At 69.6% G+C, this 14,429-nt stretch carries 9 protein-coding genes; 4 read left to right on the top strand and 5 right to left on the bottom strand.

What is annotated here, in order from left to right:
- Position 1: 1 nt before the first annotated feature.
- Positions 2–2,227, bottom strand: a complete 2,226-nt coding sequence (locus F8M74_RS11135) for a fused MFS/spermidine synthase (RefSeq protein ID WP_171410161.1) — start codon at positions 2,225–2,227, stop codon at positions 2–4.
- Positions 2,228–2,418: 191 nt separating this feature from the next.
- Here F8M74_RS11135 and F8M74_RS11130 point away from each other — a divergent pair, with 191 nt between their 5' ends.
- Together F8M74_RS11130 and F8M74_RS11125 are read left to right on the top strand one after the other, a co-directional pair.
- On the top strand, positions 2,419–3,228 hold the full coding sequence (locus F8M74_RS11130) for an SAM-dependent methyltransferase (protein ID WP_141256227.1): 810 nt from the start codon (positions 2,419–2,421) through the stop codon (positions 3,226–3,228).
- A 193-nt stretch (positions 3,229–3,421) separates the two neighbouring features.
- Positions 3,422–4,093 carry a hypothetical protein gene (locus F8M74_RS11125; RefSeq protein WP_228559725.1) on the top strand — a complete coding sequence of 224 codons (672 nt, stop codon included), beginning with the start codon at positions 3,422–3,424 and terminating at the stop codon, positions 4,091–4,093.
- A gap of 55 nt (positions 4,094–4,148) precedes the next feature.
- On the opposite strand, the gene F8M74_RS11120 is transcribed toward F8M74_RS11125, so the two are convergent.
- The 3 genes from F8M74_RS11120 to F8M74_RS11110 all read right to left on the bottom strand — a co-directional run bounded on the left by F8M74_RS11120 (position 4,149) and on the right by F8M74_RS11110 (position 9,206).
- The gene (locus tag F8M74_RS11120; protein ID WP_228559724.1) at positions 4,149–5,495 is read right to left on the bottom strand and encodes a tetratricopeptide repeat protein; all 1,347 of its coding nucleotides are present in this window, start codon (positions 5,493–5,495) and stop codon (positions 4,149–4,151) included.
- Positions 5,496–5,749: 254 nt separating this feature from the next.
- Complete coding sequence (locus tag F8M74_RS11115; protein ID WP_141256230.1) at positions 5,750–7,501, bottom strand: DUF4215 domain-containing protein; 1,752 nt, start codon at positions 7,499–7,501, stop codon at positions 5,750–5,752.
- A 244-nt stretch (positions 7,502–7,745) separates the two neighbouring features.
- On the bottom strand, positions 7,746–9,206 hold the full coding sequence (locus F8M74_RS11110) for a M20 family peptidase (RefSeq protein WP_171410162.1): 1,461 nt from the start codon (positions 9,204–9,206) through the stop codon (positions 7,746–7,748).
- Positions 9,207–9,396: 190 nt separating this feature from the next.
- On the opposite strand from F8M74_RS11110, the gene F8M74_RS11105 reads away from it, so the two are divergent.
- Entirely contained in the window at positions 9,397–11,187 is a 1,791-nt protein-coding gene (locus F8M74_RS11105; RefSeq protein ID WP_141256232.1) for a glycosyl hydrolase family 18 protein, read from the top strand.
- 40 nt (positions 11,188–11,227) lie between these two features.
- Positions 11,228–12,046: a bifunctional hydroxymethylpyrimidine kinase/phosphomethylpyrimidine kinase gene (thiD, locus tag F8M74_RS11100; RefSeq protein ID WP_140861686.1), complete on the top strand. Its 819-nt coding sequence runs from the start codon at positions 11,228–11,230 to the stop codon at positions 12,044–12,046.
- A 21-nt stretch (positions 12,047–12,067) separates the two neighbouring features.
- Here the strand turns inward: thiD and F8M74_RS11095 are convergent, their stop codons facing one another.
- Complete coding sequence (locus F8M74_RS11095) at positions 12,068–14,281, bottom strand: M3 family metallopeptidase (protein WP_141256233.1); 2,214 nt, start codon at positions 14,279–14,281, stop codon at positions 12,068–12,070.
- Positions 14,282–14,429 lie beyond the last annotated feature (148 nt).

Here is a 14,429-nt window from a genome sequence, read left to right as displayed (position 1 = left end):
GCTACGGCGCCACCTGTTCGCGGAGGAGGAAGAGCTCCGCGAGCAGATTGTCCACCGGAGCGAAGTCATCCGTAAGCAGCAACGCGGGGCCCGCGGCCAGATAGGCGTCAATCTCCGCGCGAGGCACCCGGCCCGTGCGCGGCTGCTCGATGCCCAGGCCGCGCAGCAGCTCCGGAAGGCGCTCCAGTTCCATGGGCCGTGCCGAACCCGCGACGATGTAGACCCCCTGCCCCTTGGAGCCACTGCGGGCGTCGTGGAGCAGCTCCACGTGGGGGAAGACATCCTGCATCGTCCGGAGGGCCGAGCGCAGGAAGGAGCCCCGAGGAATCTCGTCGATGACGGTCAGCAGGTAGAGGCCGTCCGGCTTGAGCAGCGAGCGCACCAGCATGTCGTACTCGCGCGTCATCAGGTGGTAGGGCACCGACAGGTCGTTCACCGCGTCCTGGACAATCAAGTCGTACGCGCCGCGCTCCGCCATCTCCTGGAGGTACTGCCGCCCATCCAGACTGAAGGAGGCGATGCGCGTGTCCGGATTCACGCCGAAGCGCTCCAGCGCGATGCGCGTCACGGCCGGGTCTATCTCCACCACCTCCATCCGCACCTGCGGGACGTAGGTCTCCACCCAGCGCGGCACCACGTAGCCGCCGCCGCCAATCACCAGCACCCGGGGCTCCGCGGTGCGCGCGGCCACGTGGCGCACCACCTCCGAGTGAATGTACCCGTGCGGGTAGCCCAGGTACGACGGGTCCTCCAGGTCCACCATGGTGTGCGTCAGGTGGTCCAGTTGCATGGCCAGCAGCCGCCGGCCGTCATGCTCCACCTGGTTGACCTTGATGCAGAAGTAGTCCGTCTCCTCCGTGCACGGAGACGCGAACAGGCCCAGCGCGCCGAACGTCCCCGCCAGCGCGAGCGTGCCCGCGGTGGCGCCGACGAAGAGGGGCCGCCGCCACACCTGCCCCACGAAGGCCGCTAGCGCCACCAGGCCCAGGCTGGCCCCCATCACCAGCGGATAGACGCCCACCTTCGCGATGAGCCACCAGCCGGTGAGGAACGAACCCAGCAGCGCGCCCGCGGTGCTCCACGCGTACAGCCGGCCCACGGTGCGCCCCGCCCGCTCCACGTCCGCCAGCGCCAGCCGGAGCACCTGGGGTGACAGCGTGCCCAGAGCCGTCACCGGCAGCAGGAACACCGCGGCCGTGTACCCGACGATGCGAGCCTGCAGGCCCAGGCCGTCGAAGTGGCCCTTCAGCACCAGCCACTGGTGGATGGGAGGAATCAGCAGGCAGCTGGCCGCCGCCAGCAGCATGGAGCCGGCGAGCACCTCCTGCCGAGGCCACCGGTCCGCCAGGTGGCCGCCCACGAAGTTGCCCAGCGCCATGCCCGTCAGCACCACGCCGATGATGCCTGTCCAGCTCAGCAGGGAAACGCCCACGGTGGGCGCCAGGATGCGGCTGGCCGCCAGTTCGATGGCCAGCGTGCAGAAGCTCGCGCTTGCCACCAGGAAACACGCCAGCACGGGCCGGGTGCGCAGGTCCACGCCCGTTGAGGACGGCGCGGCATCCGCTGCCGCCACGGCGCCTGCTGTCGCGGGGGCCGCCGGTTCGACGGGCGGCGCGGACACGGAGGCCTTGGGCAGCGCCAGCAGCGCGCACAACATCAGCGCGCCCGACACGGTGAGGACGATGGTGGGCACGGGGAACCACGCCACCAGCACGAAGCCCGTGAGGAAGTTGCCCGCGAGGCTCCCCAACGTGCCCAGCGCGTACAGCAGGCCCACGATGCGCCCGGCGCGCCTCAGGTCCGGCAGCAGCAGCCGGAGCGCCAGCGGCGTCACCATGGCCAGCACGAAGCTGACGGGGAAGAAGCCCAGGAAGGTGAGCAGGAAGGTGCGCGGCAGCACGGGGATGGGGCGCAGCGCGGCGCCATCCCCCAACACGGCCACCCACCCCAGCGGCAGGAGCGCGAGCACCGCTCCCAGCGCGGTGAGGCCCGCCAGCCACCGGAACGATGCGCCCCGCTCCGACAGCCGGCCTCCGGCGTAGCTGCCCAGACTGATGCCCGCGAGCACCACGCCGATGATGCTCGTCCACGTGTGGAGCGAAGCCCCGATGAAGGGCGCCAGCAACCTGGCGGCGGCCAGCTCCAACACCAGGGTGGCGCAGCTCGTCACCAACACGAGGAGGGCAGCGCGAAGCACATCCAGACGAGACGCGGGGAGTAGAGCCATGCGGTGGCGGCGACTGTACCATCCCCGTCCGGAGCGACCATCCGTGCTGGCGGGAATCACCGGAGGTGCGGGGAATCGCGCCCAGCGCATACGATGGTGCGAGGACGGCGACTTCCTCCTGGTGGGCCTCATCCGCACCGGACTCGAAGGAATGCCGCAGACCACGTCGATACGTTGGAGGCCCTGACCGCATGGATACCGAAGCGCTCGCCCGAATCCCGGGCGTCAACCCGAACGTCCCCAATGCCGCCCGCATCTACGACTACACGCTGGGGGGCACGCACCACTTCGAAGCCGACCGGCAGGCGGCGGAGTACATGTTCTCGCTGCTGCCCTCCACCCGGAAGTGGGTGCGCATGCTGCGCGCCTGCCTACGCACCGCCGCGCAGCGCCTGGCGGCCGACGGCTTCCACCACTGGGTGGACTTCGCGTCGGGGCTGCCCACCGGGGACCACGTCCACGCCGTGCTGCCAGACGCCCGCGTGCTCTACAGCGACGTCAACCCGCTCACCATCACCACGGCCCACCATCTGCTGGGGGACACGCCTCGCGTCCGCTACATGGAATGCGACATCCGCCAGGCGGGTGCCTTCCTGCGGCGGCCGGACGTGAATGCCTTCCTGGGGGGAGAGCGCCGCGTCGCTTTCGGCGCCAATGGCATCACCGTGTTCCTGTCCGCCGAAGAGAACCGCCAGTTCTTCCGCGACCTGTACGACTGGGCAGCCCCAGGCTCGAAGCTGTTCACCACCTTCGAGACGAAGTCACCGGACCTCAGCACCCCGAAGTGGGAGCAGTTCGTCGGCATGTTCCGGCAGATGGGCGAGTCCTTCCAGCTCTACTCCCTGCCCGAGTACCTGGACCTGTGTGGCCCCTGGGCCCGGGATGCCACCCGCGTGCTGCCCGTGCGCGAGTTCCTCGGGCTGCCCCCGGAGCACATCACCGACGAGGACCGTGAGGGCGTGGGCATCGAGTTCTACGCCGTCGTCCTGGAGAAGCGCTGACCGTCTCCACTGGATGGAGCGAGCGTGCGGGCAGGCGCTCGCGCCCATCCTCGTCGGGGCAGCGCCACGACACGCCTCCCTGCCGTCTGCCTCCCCAGCGGCGCGTGACTACCGTCTTTGCAGGCAACACGCGCACACGGAGAGGAGACGGAGCATGTTTCAATCGAGAAGGCGTCGGGTTCTTGCGGGCGTAATGATGGGAGCGGCCCTGTCGGTGGCGAGCGTTGGGTGCAGCTCGACGCGCTCGGCGAAGGTGGACGAGTCGTGGCTGGCCCGGGTACCTGAGGGCCAACTGGGCGACGTCCGCGAGGCCCAGACGCAGCTGCGCACGGCCCAGGACGCGGTGACCCGCTCCGACGTGGCCCTCAAGGATGCGCGCCAGGAGCTGGAGGTGGCCAAGCGCAACGAGGACGCGGCCAAGGCCCGCCGGAAAGCGCATGACGAAGCGCTGAAGGCCGCCACCGCCACCGGACAGAGCAGCAACATCGCCCAGGCGCAGGCCGAGCTGAAAAGCGCGGACTCCAGCATGAGCGCGGCCCAGGCCCAGGTGAGGTACCGCGAGCACGCCATCAAGACGATGGAGGCTGAGAAGGAGCTGCGTGAGAACGAGCTGGCGGTGGCTGACGCGAAGCTCAGCCAGGCCGAATACGAGGCCCTGAAGGCGAACCAGGACGTGCGCGCCCAGGAGCTGTCCGAGGCCGACTTCGCCTCCGCCACGGCGGACGCCCAGCGCAAGGTGGACGAGTCCCAGCGCAAGCTCCAGTCGCAGCGGCAGCAGGAGCGGCAGGCTCGCGCCACCTGGCAGCGGATGCGCAACCAGGTGCAGGGCTACGGCGGCAGCGGCACCGAGCAGCGCAATCCGTAAGTCACCGCGACCACCGGCCCGGCCGAGCCAGAACAGGCACGGCCGGGTCCGTAGCTCACTTCGGCGGACGGAAGACGTACTGGAACACGGGCGTGTCGGGCCCCGGCGGGTACTGCGCGTCCATGAAGGCGAAGTGGGCGTGGCCGGTGATGACCGCCTCGTTGAGGCTGTCGTAGAGCACCGTCACGCCGGTGGCCCGGCCGGACGCGTCCACCTGGACTTGAACCTTGAGGTTGCCCTTGATGCCCGGCGTCTGCTGGAGCCGGTTCATGTAGAGCGCGACCAGGCCCAGTGACACCCGGTTGTATATCTGGTCCTGGGTCCCCCGAGCCGGCTGGGACGGCAACCGGAAGTGGCGCACCAGCGCGGCGGCTTCGCTCTCGGCCTCGGCGACCCGGCGCTCGGGCGCCGCCAGCGCCGCGCGGTAGGCGGCCAGCGCATCCTGGTGACGCTCCTGCTTCAACACCAACCGGGCCCGCAGCACGTGGATGTCGGCGCGGGCGGGCGCTCGCTCGGAAGCCTTCACCAGGTGGGTTTCGGCCGCCTTGGAATCTCCGCGCGCTTCGGCCAGCTCGGCCAGGCGAAGCAGCGGCTCCGGGTCTTCTGGCGCGGCGGTGACGAGCCGGACCAGGGCCTTGTCCTCCGCGTCGGCGCGGCCCAGCTCCCGATACAACCGCGCCAGCAACCCCAGGGCCGCAGGCTCCACACCGCCCAGCTCCGCGTAGCGCTCCAGCGACCCGGCGGCCTTCTCCTTCTCCGAGGCGGCCAGCCACAGGTCGGCCTGGAGCCGGTGCGCTTCTTTGTCCCGGGGCTTGAGGGCCACCAGCTTCTCGCCCGCGGTCGCCGCCGCACGCACGTCGTTGGCGGCGCGGGCCAGCTGCGCCAACTTCCGCAGCGCCTCGGGCTGCTCGGGCCACGCCTCCACCGTCCGCGTCAGCTCCGCGCGCGCGTCCGCTTCCCGCTCGGGAATCCCCGCCAGCAACATCGCCAGGGACGTCCGAATCTGCGGCGCATCCAGTTGGGCGAGCGCCTCACGCAGCCGGACTTCCGCCTCCGCGGGCTTGCCTTCCGCCTGGAGCAACACGCCCTGCGCCCACAGCGCCGGTGCGAAGCCAGGGGCCTGCTTCAGGGCGGCGGCGATGGGCGGCCGCGCCTCCGCCAGCAGCCCCCAGCGCACGTAGATGAGCCCCATGCCCACGAAGGGCCACGGATTCTCCGGGTCCAGGGTGGAGAGCGCCTTCAGCTCGTTCCAGCATGCGTCCGAGGGAAAGGTGAGCCACGCCCGATACATCCGCGGCATTAAATCCCCGGGCCGCGCCCGTGACTGCGCTTCCAACTCGCTGTCCATCGCGCTGGCGCGGCCGCGTGCCCGGGCCGTCTCCAGCTGCCGAAGCGTCGCCATGACCTCTTCGGGAGGAGGCAACCCCGGGCGCACCACCGCCCCCCGTGCCGGAGCGGCAAGCACGAGCAACATGAGGCACAGTGGAAGCGCGAACGAACGGGAGGCCATGGGGCGCGCGGACGATAGCAGACGCCCGTCCAGCGGAGGCTGCCTGCTCCCTTGGCAGCACGAACTCAGCGATTTCAGGGAAGCCCCGCTCCGGAAGGACGAACCTTCCGGAGCGGCGCCTCGACCTTCACCTCATGACGACGGACTCAGCCAATCTCCAGCCGGCACGTCGAGCTGCAACCGTCGCGGCTGACGGTGTTGCCGTCGTCGCACTCCTCGCCCTCGTCCTCCTGAACGTCGCCGTCGCCACATCGGGGGCCCCAGAGGCAGCCACGGCCGCACTCTCCATAGCCACCGGCGTTGACGCCGTCGTCGCACTCCTCGCCGGCATCCTCGTCCACCACGGCGTCGCCGCAGGTGGCGGTGCACTCGGTGCGGGCGGTGAGGAAGTTGTTGAGCGTGAGGCGGTACGAAGACCCGTGGGTGTGACGCTCGGCCTGGAACACGACGACCTCGTAGATGCCATCCATCCGCAGGCCCAGCGAGCTCGCCCGGCTTGCCACGTTGATGGTGCCTTCCGCCGGGCCGTGCACGCCGCCCAGGTCCAGCGCCAGCCGGCCGTTGACGAAGACCCACACGTCGTCGTCACCGCGGAACGTCAGCACCTCAGAGCCCTTGTACTGGAACCAGTACCGGGCCTCACTGGTGAAGTGGAAGTTGCGTTGCTGCCCCACCAGGTCCCCGCGCCGCGGCTCGTGGCCCTCGGCCACCCAACTGCCGCTGACATCGTCGAGCGGGAAGAACGCATCGTTATCGAACACGTATGAGCCATCGGACTGCCGCCCCAGCACGAAGGAGCCGACGATGGTCTTGTTGACGTTCTCGACCGCCTTGTACCACTGGTCGAAATTGGCCCGGTTGCTGGTGTTGTTCGACGCCTGGCCCTCCTTCGCGTAGACGGGGCGGCCATTGGCATCGAGCCGGTTCTCGACGATGCCATCCTCACGGCCCGCGTTCCGGTACTGGAAGTCCTCGTGGCCGCGGGGCAGGCCATTCGCCGGATCGGCGGGCAGGTCCCAACCGCGGAAGTCACGGTAGACGACGGGGATGGACACCTGCGCGGGCGGCTCCTGCGTGACGAGCACGCACGCGAAGCCATCCTCCAGCTTGCAGTCCGGCGAGCAGCCGTCATTGGCGCGCGTGTTGCCGTCGTCGCACTCCTCAACGGCGCTGTTGGGGAGGATGAGCCCGTCGCCGCACGTCTCCTCGCAGTTACCATCCGAGCAGCGGGGCTCCTTGGTGCACAGCGGCGAGCAGCCGTCACCCATCACGGTATTGCCGTCGTCGCACTGCTCGGTGCCCTCCGTGATGCCGTCACCACAGGTGGTGCGGCTGCACGACTGACCCGGCGGGCACTTCCAGCCGTCCTCGAGCCGGCAGACGTCGCTGCAGCCGTCGCCCGGGGTGGTGTTGCCGTCCTCGCACTCCTCATCACCGGCGATGATGTTGTCACCGCACTCCTTGGCGCGGCAGCGGCCACCCTGGGCCGGGCATGCCCAGCCACTCTCGATCCGGCAGCTCCCGTTGCAACCATCACCGCTGACCAGGTTCCGGTCGTCGCACTCCTCGCCGTCCTCGACGCGGCCGTTTCCGCAGTTCACCAAGCGGACGCACGGCGCTCCCGGCACCTCGCAGATGAACCCGCCCTCCACCGTGGTGCACGTCGCGTTACAGCCGTCGCCGTCCACCCTGTTGCCGTCGTCACAGGCCTCGCCGGACTGGCGCTGGCCGTCACCACAGTCGTCGCCAGCATCCGGCGTCGACCCGTCCGGGATGTTCGGGCCGGTGCCGGCATCGGGCTTCGCCGCACCTCCCCCGCCGTTACAGGCCACCAATGTGAAGAGAAGAGATGCGAGCAACGCGCTCGCCAGCCGAGACCTGCGATGGAGGTTCACCATGGGAGCAAATGCTGAAAGTGCTTCGCACCGCTGTCAACGCGTCACGGCAAGTCAACGGATGCGAGGTGCAGACGGCGCGCAGATGTGCAGGCATAACGGACTTTCCATGAGCTCCCTGTCTGCTGCGCACATCTACATTCATGACAACAACGCCCGAAACATCACTTTCGTAGAAAGCCGGAAGCGGCATGAATCACGGGGCTCACACGTCCCGTGCGGGCCATTCAACCCGTTCCCACCGGCGTCACTGGGCCACGTTGCGGACGTATTGGGCGTAGAAGCGCACCGCGTCCGCGTAGCCCTTCACCGACACGCGCTCGTCCTTGCCGTGGAGGCGTGACAGGTCGGCGCCGTCCAGGCGCAGCGGCATGAAGCGGTAGACGTTCTCACTCAGCCCGGTGAAGTAGCGCGAATCCGTCGCGCCCAGCATGAGGTACGGGGCCACGACGACGTCGGGGAACACCTGGCGCACGCTGCGCTGGAGCTGCGACCACGCCTCGGAGTCCATGCGCGACACGGGCGACGGTTCACTGATGAAGCCCAGGGTGCTCACCTTCACCCGCGGGTCATCCACCACGCGCCGCACGTGCTCCAGCACGCCTGCCACGGAGTCTCCCGGGAGGATGCGGAAGTTCACCACCGCGCGGGCGCGGGCGGGCAGCACGTTGTCGCGCTCGCTGCCCTCGAACATGGTGGCCGCGGTGGTGGTGCGCACCGCCGCGTTGGTGGTGGCCTTCGCGGTGAGCTGGCGCAGCACCAGCGGCTCGAACAGCCACAGGTTGGCGAAGAGCGTGCGCATCCCGAAGCCCATCTCCGGCCCCGCGAACTCGAACAGGGCCCGGCTGCCACCGCGCAGCTTCGCGGGCATGGGCGCATCCTCCAGCCGGGAGATGGCGCGGCTCAGCACGCCCACGGCCGTCTGGGGCGGCGGCATGGACGAATGGCCACCTTCGCCATCCGCCACCAACTCCGCGCTGGCGAAGCCCTTCTCCGACACGCCGACCAGGGCCACCGGTGAGGCCACGCCGGGCACGGTGCCGGACACAATCATCCCGCCCTCGTCCAGCACGGATTCCAGCGTCACGCCCCGCTCGCGGAGCAGCTTCGCCATCGCCTCCGCGCCCTCGCGCCCACCCACCTCTTCATCCCCACCGAAGGCGAGCAGCACCGTGCGCTTGGGCTGGAAGCCCGCCGCGAGCAGGGCCTCCACCGACTCCAGGATGCCGAACACGCTCCCCTTGTCGTCCAGCGCGCCCCGGCCCCAGACATAGCCGTCCGCCACCAGCCCGCTGTAGGGCGGGTGAGTCCAGGACGCCTCCGTGCCGGGCGCAACGGGCACCACGTCCAGGTGCCCCAGCAGCAGCGCCGGGCGCAGCGACGCGTCCGTCCCCGTCCAGGTGTACAGCACCGAGTGCGCCCCCACGGGCTCGCGCTTCAGCACCTGGTGGAGCCGGGGGTATTGCTCCCGCATGTAGTCGTGGAGCGCGGCGAAGGCTGCATCCTCCGCGGGCTGCCCCTCCGCCGCCGCCAGCGTCTTGAGCCGCAGCGCACCGCCCAGCCGGGCCGCGGCGGCATCGGCGTCCACGGTGAACTCCGCGGGCGCCTCCGGCTGGACCTGCCGCGAGGTGAAGCGAAAAGCCTTCGTGAGGAGAACCCCCGCGAGGGCAACGACGACAACCAACAACGACAAGAGAATGCGTTTCATCGGCAAGACTCGCGGTGGGGGCGCCTCACGCTAGCAAAGGCGGCCCGCCACCCCACTGCTTCTCCGGGGCAGAGCCCCACAGTAGGCCTCGGCTCCACGAATCACAGATTTACAGCGCTGCAACCATTTTCCATGTTCACCGCGAAACGCAAGTCGTGTAAACGACGCGGATCGTCGCAGGGGGTGCGCAGTGAAGCAGCCGTCCACGGTGTGGAAACAGCTCTGGCTTGGCCTGGTGTTGGGGACACTCGCTGGCTGCACTGGTGGAGGTACGGAGGACCCGGGTCTTCCGGGCGCCCCGGGTGCGGCCACGGCCCAGGCAGCCGATGCCGAGGCCTTGGTGACGTGGCTTCCGCCCACGAGCGACGGCGGCCACCCGGTCATGTACTACATCGTGCGATGTGAGCCCGCCTGTGGCGGCGCCATCGTCACGTCGGACCAGTTCCAGGCCACCGTGCGCGGCCTCCACAACGGCTTCGCGTACACCTTCAAGGTCGCGGCGGTGAACATCAACGGGGAAGGTCCCGCCTCCGCGCAATCGGAGCTGGTGACGCCGCAGCCCGGCCTCTCCATCTCCAACCCCACCGTCCCGGGCCAGCCCCGTGGCGTCCGGGCCACTCCGGGCAACGGCCACGCCTTCGTGAGCTGGCTGGCTCCGGCCAGCTACGGTGGCCGGCCGCTGCGCCAATACCGGCTGACGGCGGAGCCTGGGGGCGTCTCCGTGACGGTGGACGCGCCGGCCGCGAGCGCCGTCATCCCCGGGCTGGTCAACGGCGTGCCGTACCGCATCACCGTGGCGGCCACCAACGAGAAGGGGGAAGGCCCCCTCGCGGTCGCCAACACCATCCAGCCCCGCGCCGGGGGCGAGCCCACCGAATGGGTGACGGGCTACTTCGTGGGCTACCAACTGTGGATGCAGCCGGTGGATGCGGTGGACCTGGCGGGCATCACCCACCTCGTCGTGGGCCGCGTCAAGCCGAACCCCAACGGCACCCTCAACGCGAACTTCGACGCCAACATCGACGACAGCCACGGCCGCGCCATGGCCAAGGCCCTGGCGACGCGCGCGCACCAGCAAGGGCGCAAGGCGCTGCTGATGCTCGGCGGCTTCGGCGAGCATGAGAACTTCGTGCACGCGGCGTCCGTGGCCCAGCGCGCGCACTTCATCCGCAACATCATCCAGCTCATGGACGAGCTGGGCTACGACGGCATCGACGTAGACTGGGAGCCCATCATCCTGGCCGCGGACATCCCGGAAGGCGCGCCCATGGAGCCCGATGACGGAGAGCCCCTGCTCGCGCTGCTGGAGGGCCTGCGCGCCGCGCGGCCGAACATCATCCTCACAGTGCCGGTGGACTGGCTGAACTCCAACTTCAAGATGAGCCGTTATCGCGCCGACTTCATGAAGCAGCTGGCGTCGCGCGTGGACCAGCTCAACATCATGTCCTACAAGATGAGCGGTCACTGGGGCGGCTGGGAGAGCTGGCACTCCAGTCCGCTCTACGGTCACTCGCAGTTCCACCCCACTTCCGTCTCGCACTCCGTGGAGGGCTACCTGGACGCGGGCGTGCCCGCGGGACGGCTGGGCATGGGCATCGGCTTCTTCGGAACGTGCTGGGGCGGCGTGACGGAGCCGAACACGCCCCTGGATGGTCGTGAGGGCGTCTTCGAGGGCCAGAGCGACAACTTCATGAGCTACACCAACATCATGACGCACTACTACCGTGCGGACGCCAGCCGCTGGGACGACGTGGCCCAGGTGCCCTACCTGTCCTTTCCCACCGGCCACGGCCCGGGGCTCTGCAACTACGTCTCCTACGAGGACCCGCGCTCCATCTCCGTCAAGGGCCAGTACGCACGCGAGAAGAACCTGGGCGGCGCCATCATCTGGACCATCAGCCAGGGGCACTTCCTTCAGCCGACGAACGGCCACAGGGACCCGCTGCTGGACGCGGTGAAACACGCATTCCTGGACCCGTGAGCGCGGGAAGCACTGGCGGCGGAGCGCCCGCTCCCGCACCATGGCGGCCATGGAGACTTCGAAGTCCGTAGCCACCGCGCTCACCATCGCCGGCTCCGACAGCGGCGGCGGCGCCGGCATCCAGGCCGACCTGAGCACCTTCGCCTTCCACCGCGTTCATGGCACCAGCGCCCTGACGGCCATCACCGCGCAGAACACGCAGGGCGTCACCCGCGTGGACGTGATGCCCCCCGAAGCCGTCGCCGCGCAAATCGACGCCGTGGCCTCCGACATCGGCGCGGGCGCGGTGAAGACGGGCATGCTCGTCAACCCGGCCATCATCACCACGGTGGCTCAGCGCCTGCGCGCGCTGGGCCTGGGTCCGCTGGTGGTGGACCCCGTCATGGTGTCCCGCGCCGGCGCGCGCCTCATCGACGACGCGGCCGTCGGCGCGCTCAAGGAGCTGCTGCTGCCCCTGGCCACGGTGGCCACGCCCAACCGGCACGAGGCGGAGCTGCTCGCCGGCATGAAGCTGGAAACGCTGGAGGACATGCGGGAGGCCGCGCGCCGCATCCACCGGCTCGGCCCCCAGGCGGTGCTGGTGAAGGGCGGCGGCATGACGGGCGCGCTGCGCGGCACCGACGTCTGGTTCGACGGCGAGCGCATGGAGACGCTGCACCTGCGCGCGGTGGACACGCGCAACACCCACGGCACGGGCTGCACGCTGTCGGCGGCCATCGCCGCGCACCTGGCGCTGGGGCAGACGCCGCTGGAGGCCACCCGGCGCGCGAAGGACTACGTCACCGCCGCGCTGGAGCACCCCCTGCCCCTGGGCAAGGGCCCGGGCCCCTTCAGCCACTTCTTCCCGCTGGAGGGGTAGCCCGGGCCCGTCACCGGGCGACTACTTCGCGGCCTTCTTCGGCGCGGCCTGCGCGGCGGGCACGGGGAAGCCGCGCTTGCGCATCAGGGCCTGGATGCCCGCCTCACGGCCCCGGAAGGCGCGGTACGCGTCGGCCGGGTCCAGCGTGTTGCCCACGGAGAAGACGTGCTTGCGCAGGAGCGCGGCCACGTCCTTGTCGTAGGCGCCCTTGCCTTCGGTGAAGCGCTCGTAGGCGTCCGCCGTCAGCGTGTCCGACCACAGGTAGCTGTAGTAGCCCGCCGAGTACCCATCACCCGCGAAGACGTGGCCGAACTGCGGCGTGCGGTGCCGCATGACGATTTCCTTCGGCATGCCCAGCGCGTTGAGCGTGTCGCGCTCGAAGGCGTCCGCGTCGATGGGCGTAGCCCCCGCCAGGTGCAGCTTCATGTCCACCAGCGCGCTGGACAGGTACTCCACCGTCCCGAAGCCCTGGTTGAAGGTGGCGGCCTTCTCGATGCGGTCCACCAGCGCCTGCGGAATGGGCTTCCCCGTCTGGTAGTGCAGCGCGTAGGTGTTCAGCACCTCGGGCGTGGACAGCCAGTGCTCCAGCAGCTGCGAGGGGAACTCCACGTAATCGCGCGCCACCGCGGTGCCGGCCAGCGACGGGTACGTCACGTTGGAGCTGAGGCCGTGCAGCGCGTGGCCGAACTCGTGGAACAGCGTGGAGGCATCCTCCCAGCTGATGAGGACGGGCTCACCGGGCTGGCCCTTCACGAAGTTGGAGTTGTTGGAGACGATGGTGGTGACTTCACCCCGGAACCGCTCCTGGCTGCGGTACGCGTTCATCCACGCGCCGGAGCGCTTGCCCTTGCGCGCGTACGGGTCGAAGTACCACAAGCCCACGTGACGCCCGCTGGCCTGGTCCTTCACCTCCCAGACGCGCACGTCGGGGTGGAACACGGGCACGTCGTTCACCTGCGTGAAGGAGAAGCCGAACAGCTCGCCGGCCACCCAGAACATGCCCTCGCGCAGCTTCTCCAGCTGGAGGTAGGGCTTCACCTCGTTCTGGTCCAGGTCGTACTTCGCCTTGCGGACCTTCTCCGCGTAGTAGCGGTAGTCCCAGGGCTCGATCTTGAGCTTCGCGCCCTCCTTGTTGGCCACGCGCTGCATGTCCGCGACCTCTTCGTGGACGCGGGCCACCGCGGGCTTCCAGACGGCCTCCATCAGCTCCATGGCGCGCTCGGGCGTGCGGGCCATGGCGTTCTCCAGCCGCCAGTGCGCGTGCGTCTTGTAGCCCAGCAGCGTGGCGCGCTCGGCGCGCAGCTTCAGGACTTCGGCGATGATGACGTTGTTGTCGCGCGCGTCGCCGTTGTCACCGCGGTTGACGTAGTTGCGCCAGACCTTCTCGCGCAGGTCGCGCCGCGACGAGTACGTCAGGAACGGCTCCATGGAGGAGCGCGTGTTGGTGATGATCCACTTGCCCTTCTGACCGCGCGACTCGGCCGCGGCGGCGGCGCCCGCGCGCACGGAATCCGGCAGGCCCGCCAGGTCCGCCTCGGACTCCAGGACGACGGTGTAGCCCTCTTCGTCCGCGAGCACGTTCTGGCTGAAGGACGTGTAGAGCGACGCCAGCCGCTGGTTGATGGCCGCCAGCTTCTGCTTGGCCGCCGCGTCCAGCTTCGCGCCGGAGCGGACGAAGCGCGTGTAGTGCAGCCAGGTGAGCCGCTGCTGCTCGGGCGTCAGCTTCGCCTTGTCGGGCGACTGGTACACCGCCTCGATGCGGCGGAAGAGCGCCTCGTTCTGGAAGATTTCGTCGTCGAAGGCGGCCAGCTTCGGTGCCATCTCCCGCTCCAGCGCCTGGAACTCCGGCCCGCTCATGGACGAGCTCCAGATGCCGTAGAGCGTCTCCACGTCACCCTGCGTCTTGCCGGCGGACTCCAGCGCGACGATGGTGTTCTCGAACGTGGGCGCCGAGGTGTCGTTGGCGATGGCCGCCAGCTCGCCGCGCGTCCGCTCCATCGCGGCCTCGAGCGCTGGCTTGAGGAGCTCCACCTTCACCTGGTCGAACGGCGGCACGCCGCCATGGGCGCCCGTCCACTTCGCGAGCAGCGGGTTGGCCTGCTCCGGAGCAGCCGGCGCGGCGGGGGCGGTCGTCTGAGGCGCGGTGGCCATGTTCTGGGACTCCTGCGAGGTCGTCGCACAGCCGGCGGACACGAGTACGGCCATGCCCGCGCCAGCGAAGAAGAGCTTACGCATGTAGAGGATGTCTCCCGACGAAAGGGGGGCTAACTGAAGAGGGACGCAGCCTAGCGGCATCGCGTCGCGAACCGGGGGACGGAATCGCGCGCACACCAACATGCCTGCCTGCCCATCTGTTCCCGGCCAACACCGTGGCCACGGGCAA

Source organism: Myxococcus sp. CA023 (genome assembly GCF_010998615.1).
In the GTDB taxonomy this organism is placed as follows: domain Bacteria; phylum Myxococcota; class Myxococcia; order Myxococcales; family Myxococcaceae; genus Myxococcus.
Note: the sequence above shows the minus strand (reverse complement) of the source record. Positions and strands in the feature narration are given on the sequence as shown.

Excerpts from the sequence above, each read along its gene's own strand:
- F8M74_RS11130 (WP_141256227.1), top strand. The coding sequence starts at position 2,419 with ATGGATACCGAAGCGCTCGCCCGAATCCCGGGCGTCAACCCGAACGTC.
- F8M74_RS11115 (WP_141256230.1), bottom strand. The coding sequence starts at position 7,501 with ATGGTGAACCTCCATCGCAGGTCTCGGCTGGCGAGCGCGTTGCTCGCA.
- F8M74_RS11120 (WP_228559724.1), bottom strand. The coding sequence starts at position 5,495 with ATGGCGACGCTTCGGCAGCTGGAGACGGCCCGGGCACGCGGCCGCGCC.
- F8M74_RS11095 (WP_141256233.1), bottom strand. The coding sequence starts at position 14,281 with ATGCGTAAGCTCTTCTTCGCTGGCGCGGGCATGGCCGTACTCGTGTCC.
- F8M74_RS11110 (WP_171410162.1), bottom strand. The coding sequence starts at position 9,206 with ATGAAACGCATTCTCTTGTCGTTGTTGGTTGTCGTCGTTGCCCTCGCG.
- F8M74_RS11125 (WP_228559725.1), top strand. The coding sequence starts at position 3,422 with ATGATGGGAGCGGCCCTGTCGGTGGCGAGCGTTGGGTGCAGCTCGACG.
- F8M74_RS11135 (WP_171410161.1), bottom strand. The coding sequence starts at position 2,227 with ATGGCTCTACTCCCCGCGTCTCGTCTGGATGTGCTTCGCGCTGCCCTC.
- thiD (WP_140861686.1), top strand. The coding sequence starts at position 11,228 with ATGGCGGCCATGGAGACTTCGAAGTCCGTAGCCACCGCGCTCACCATC.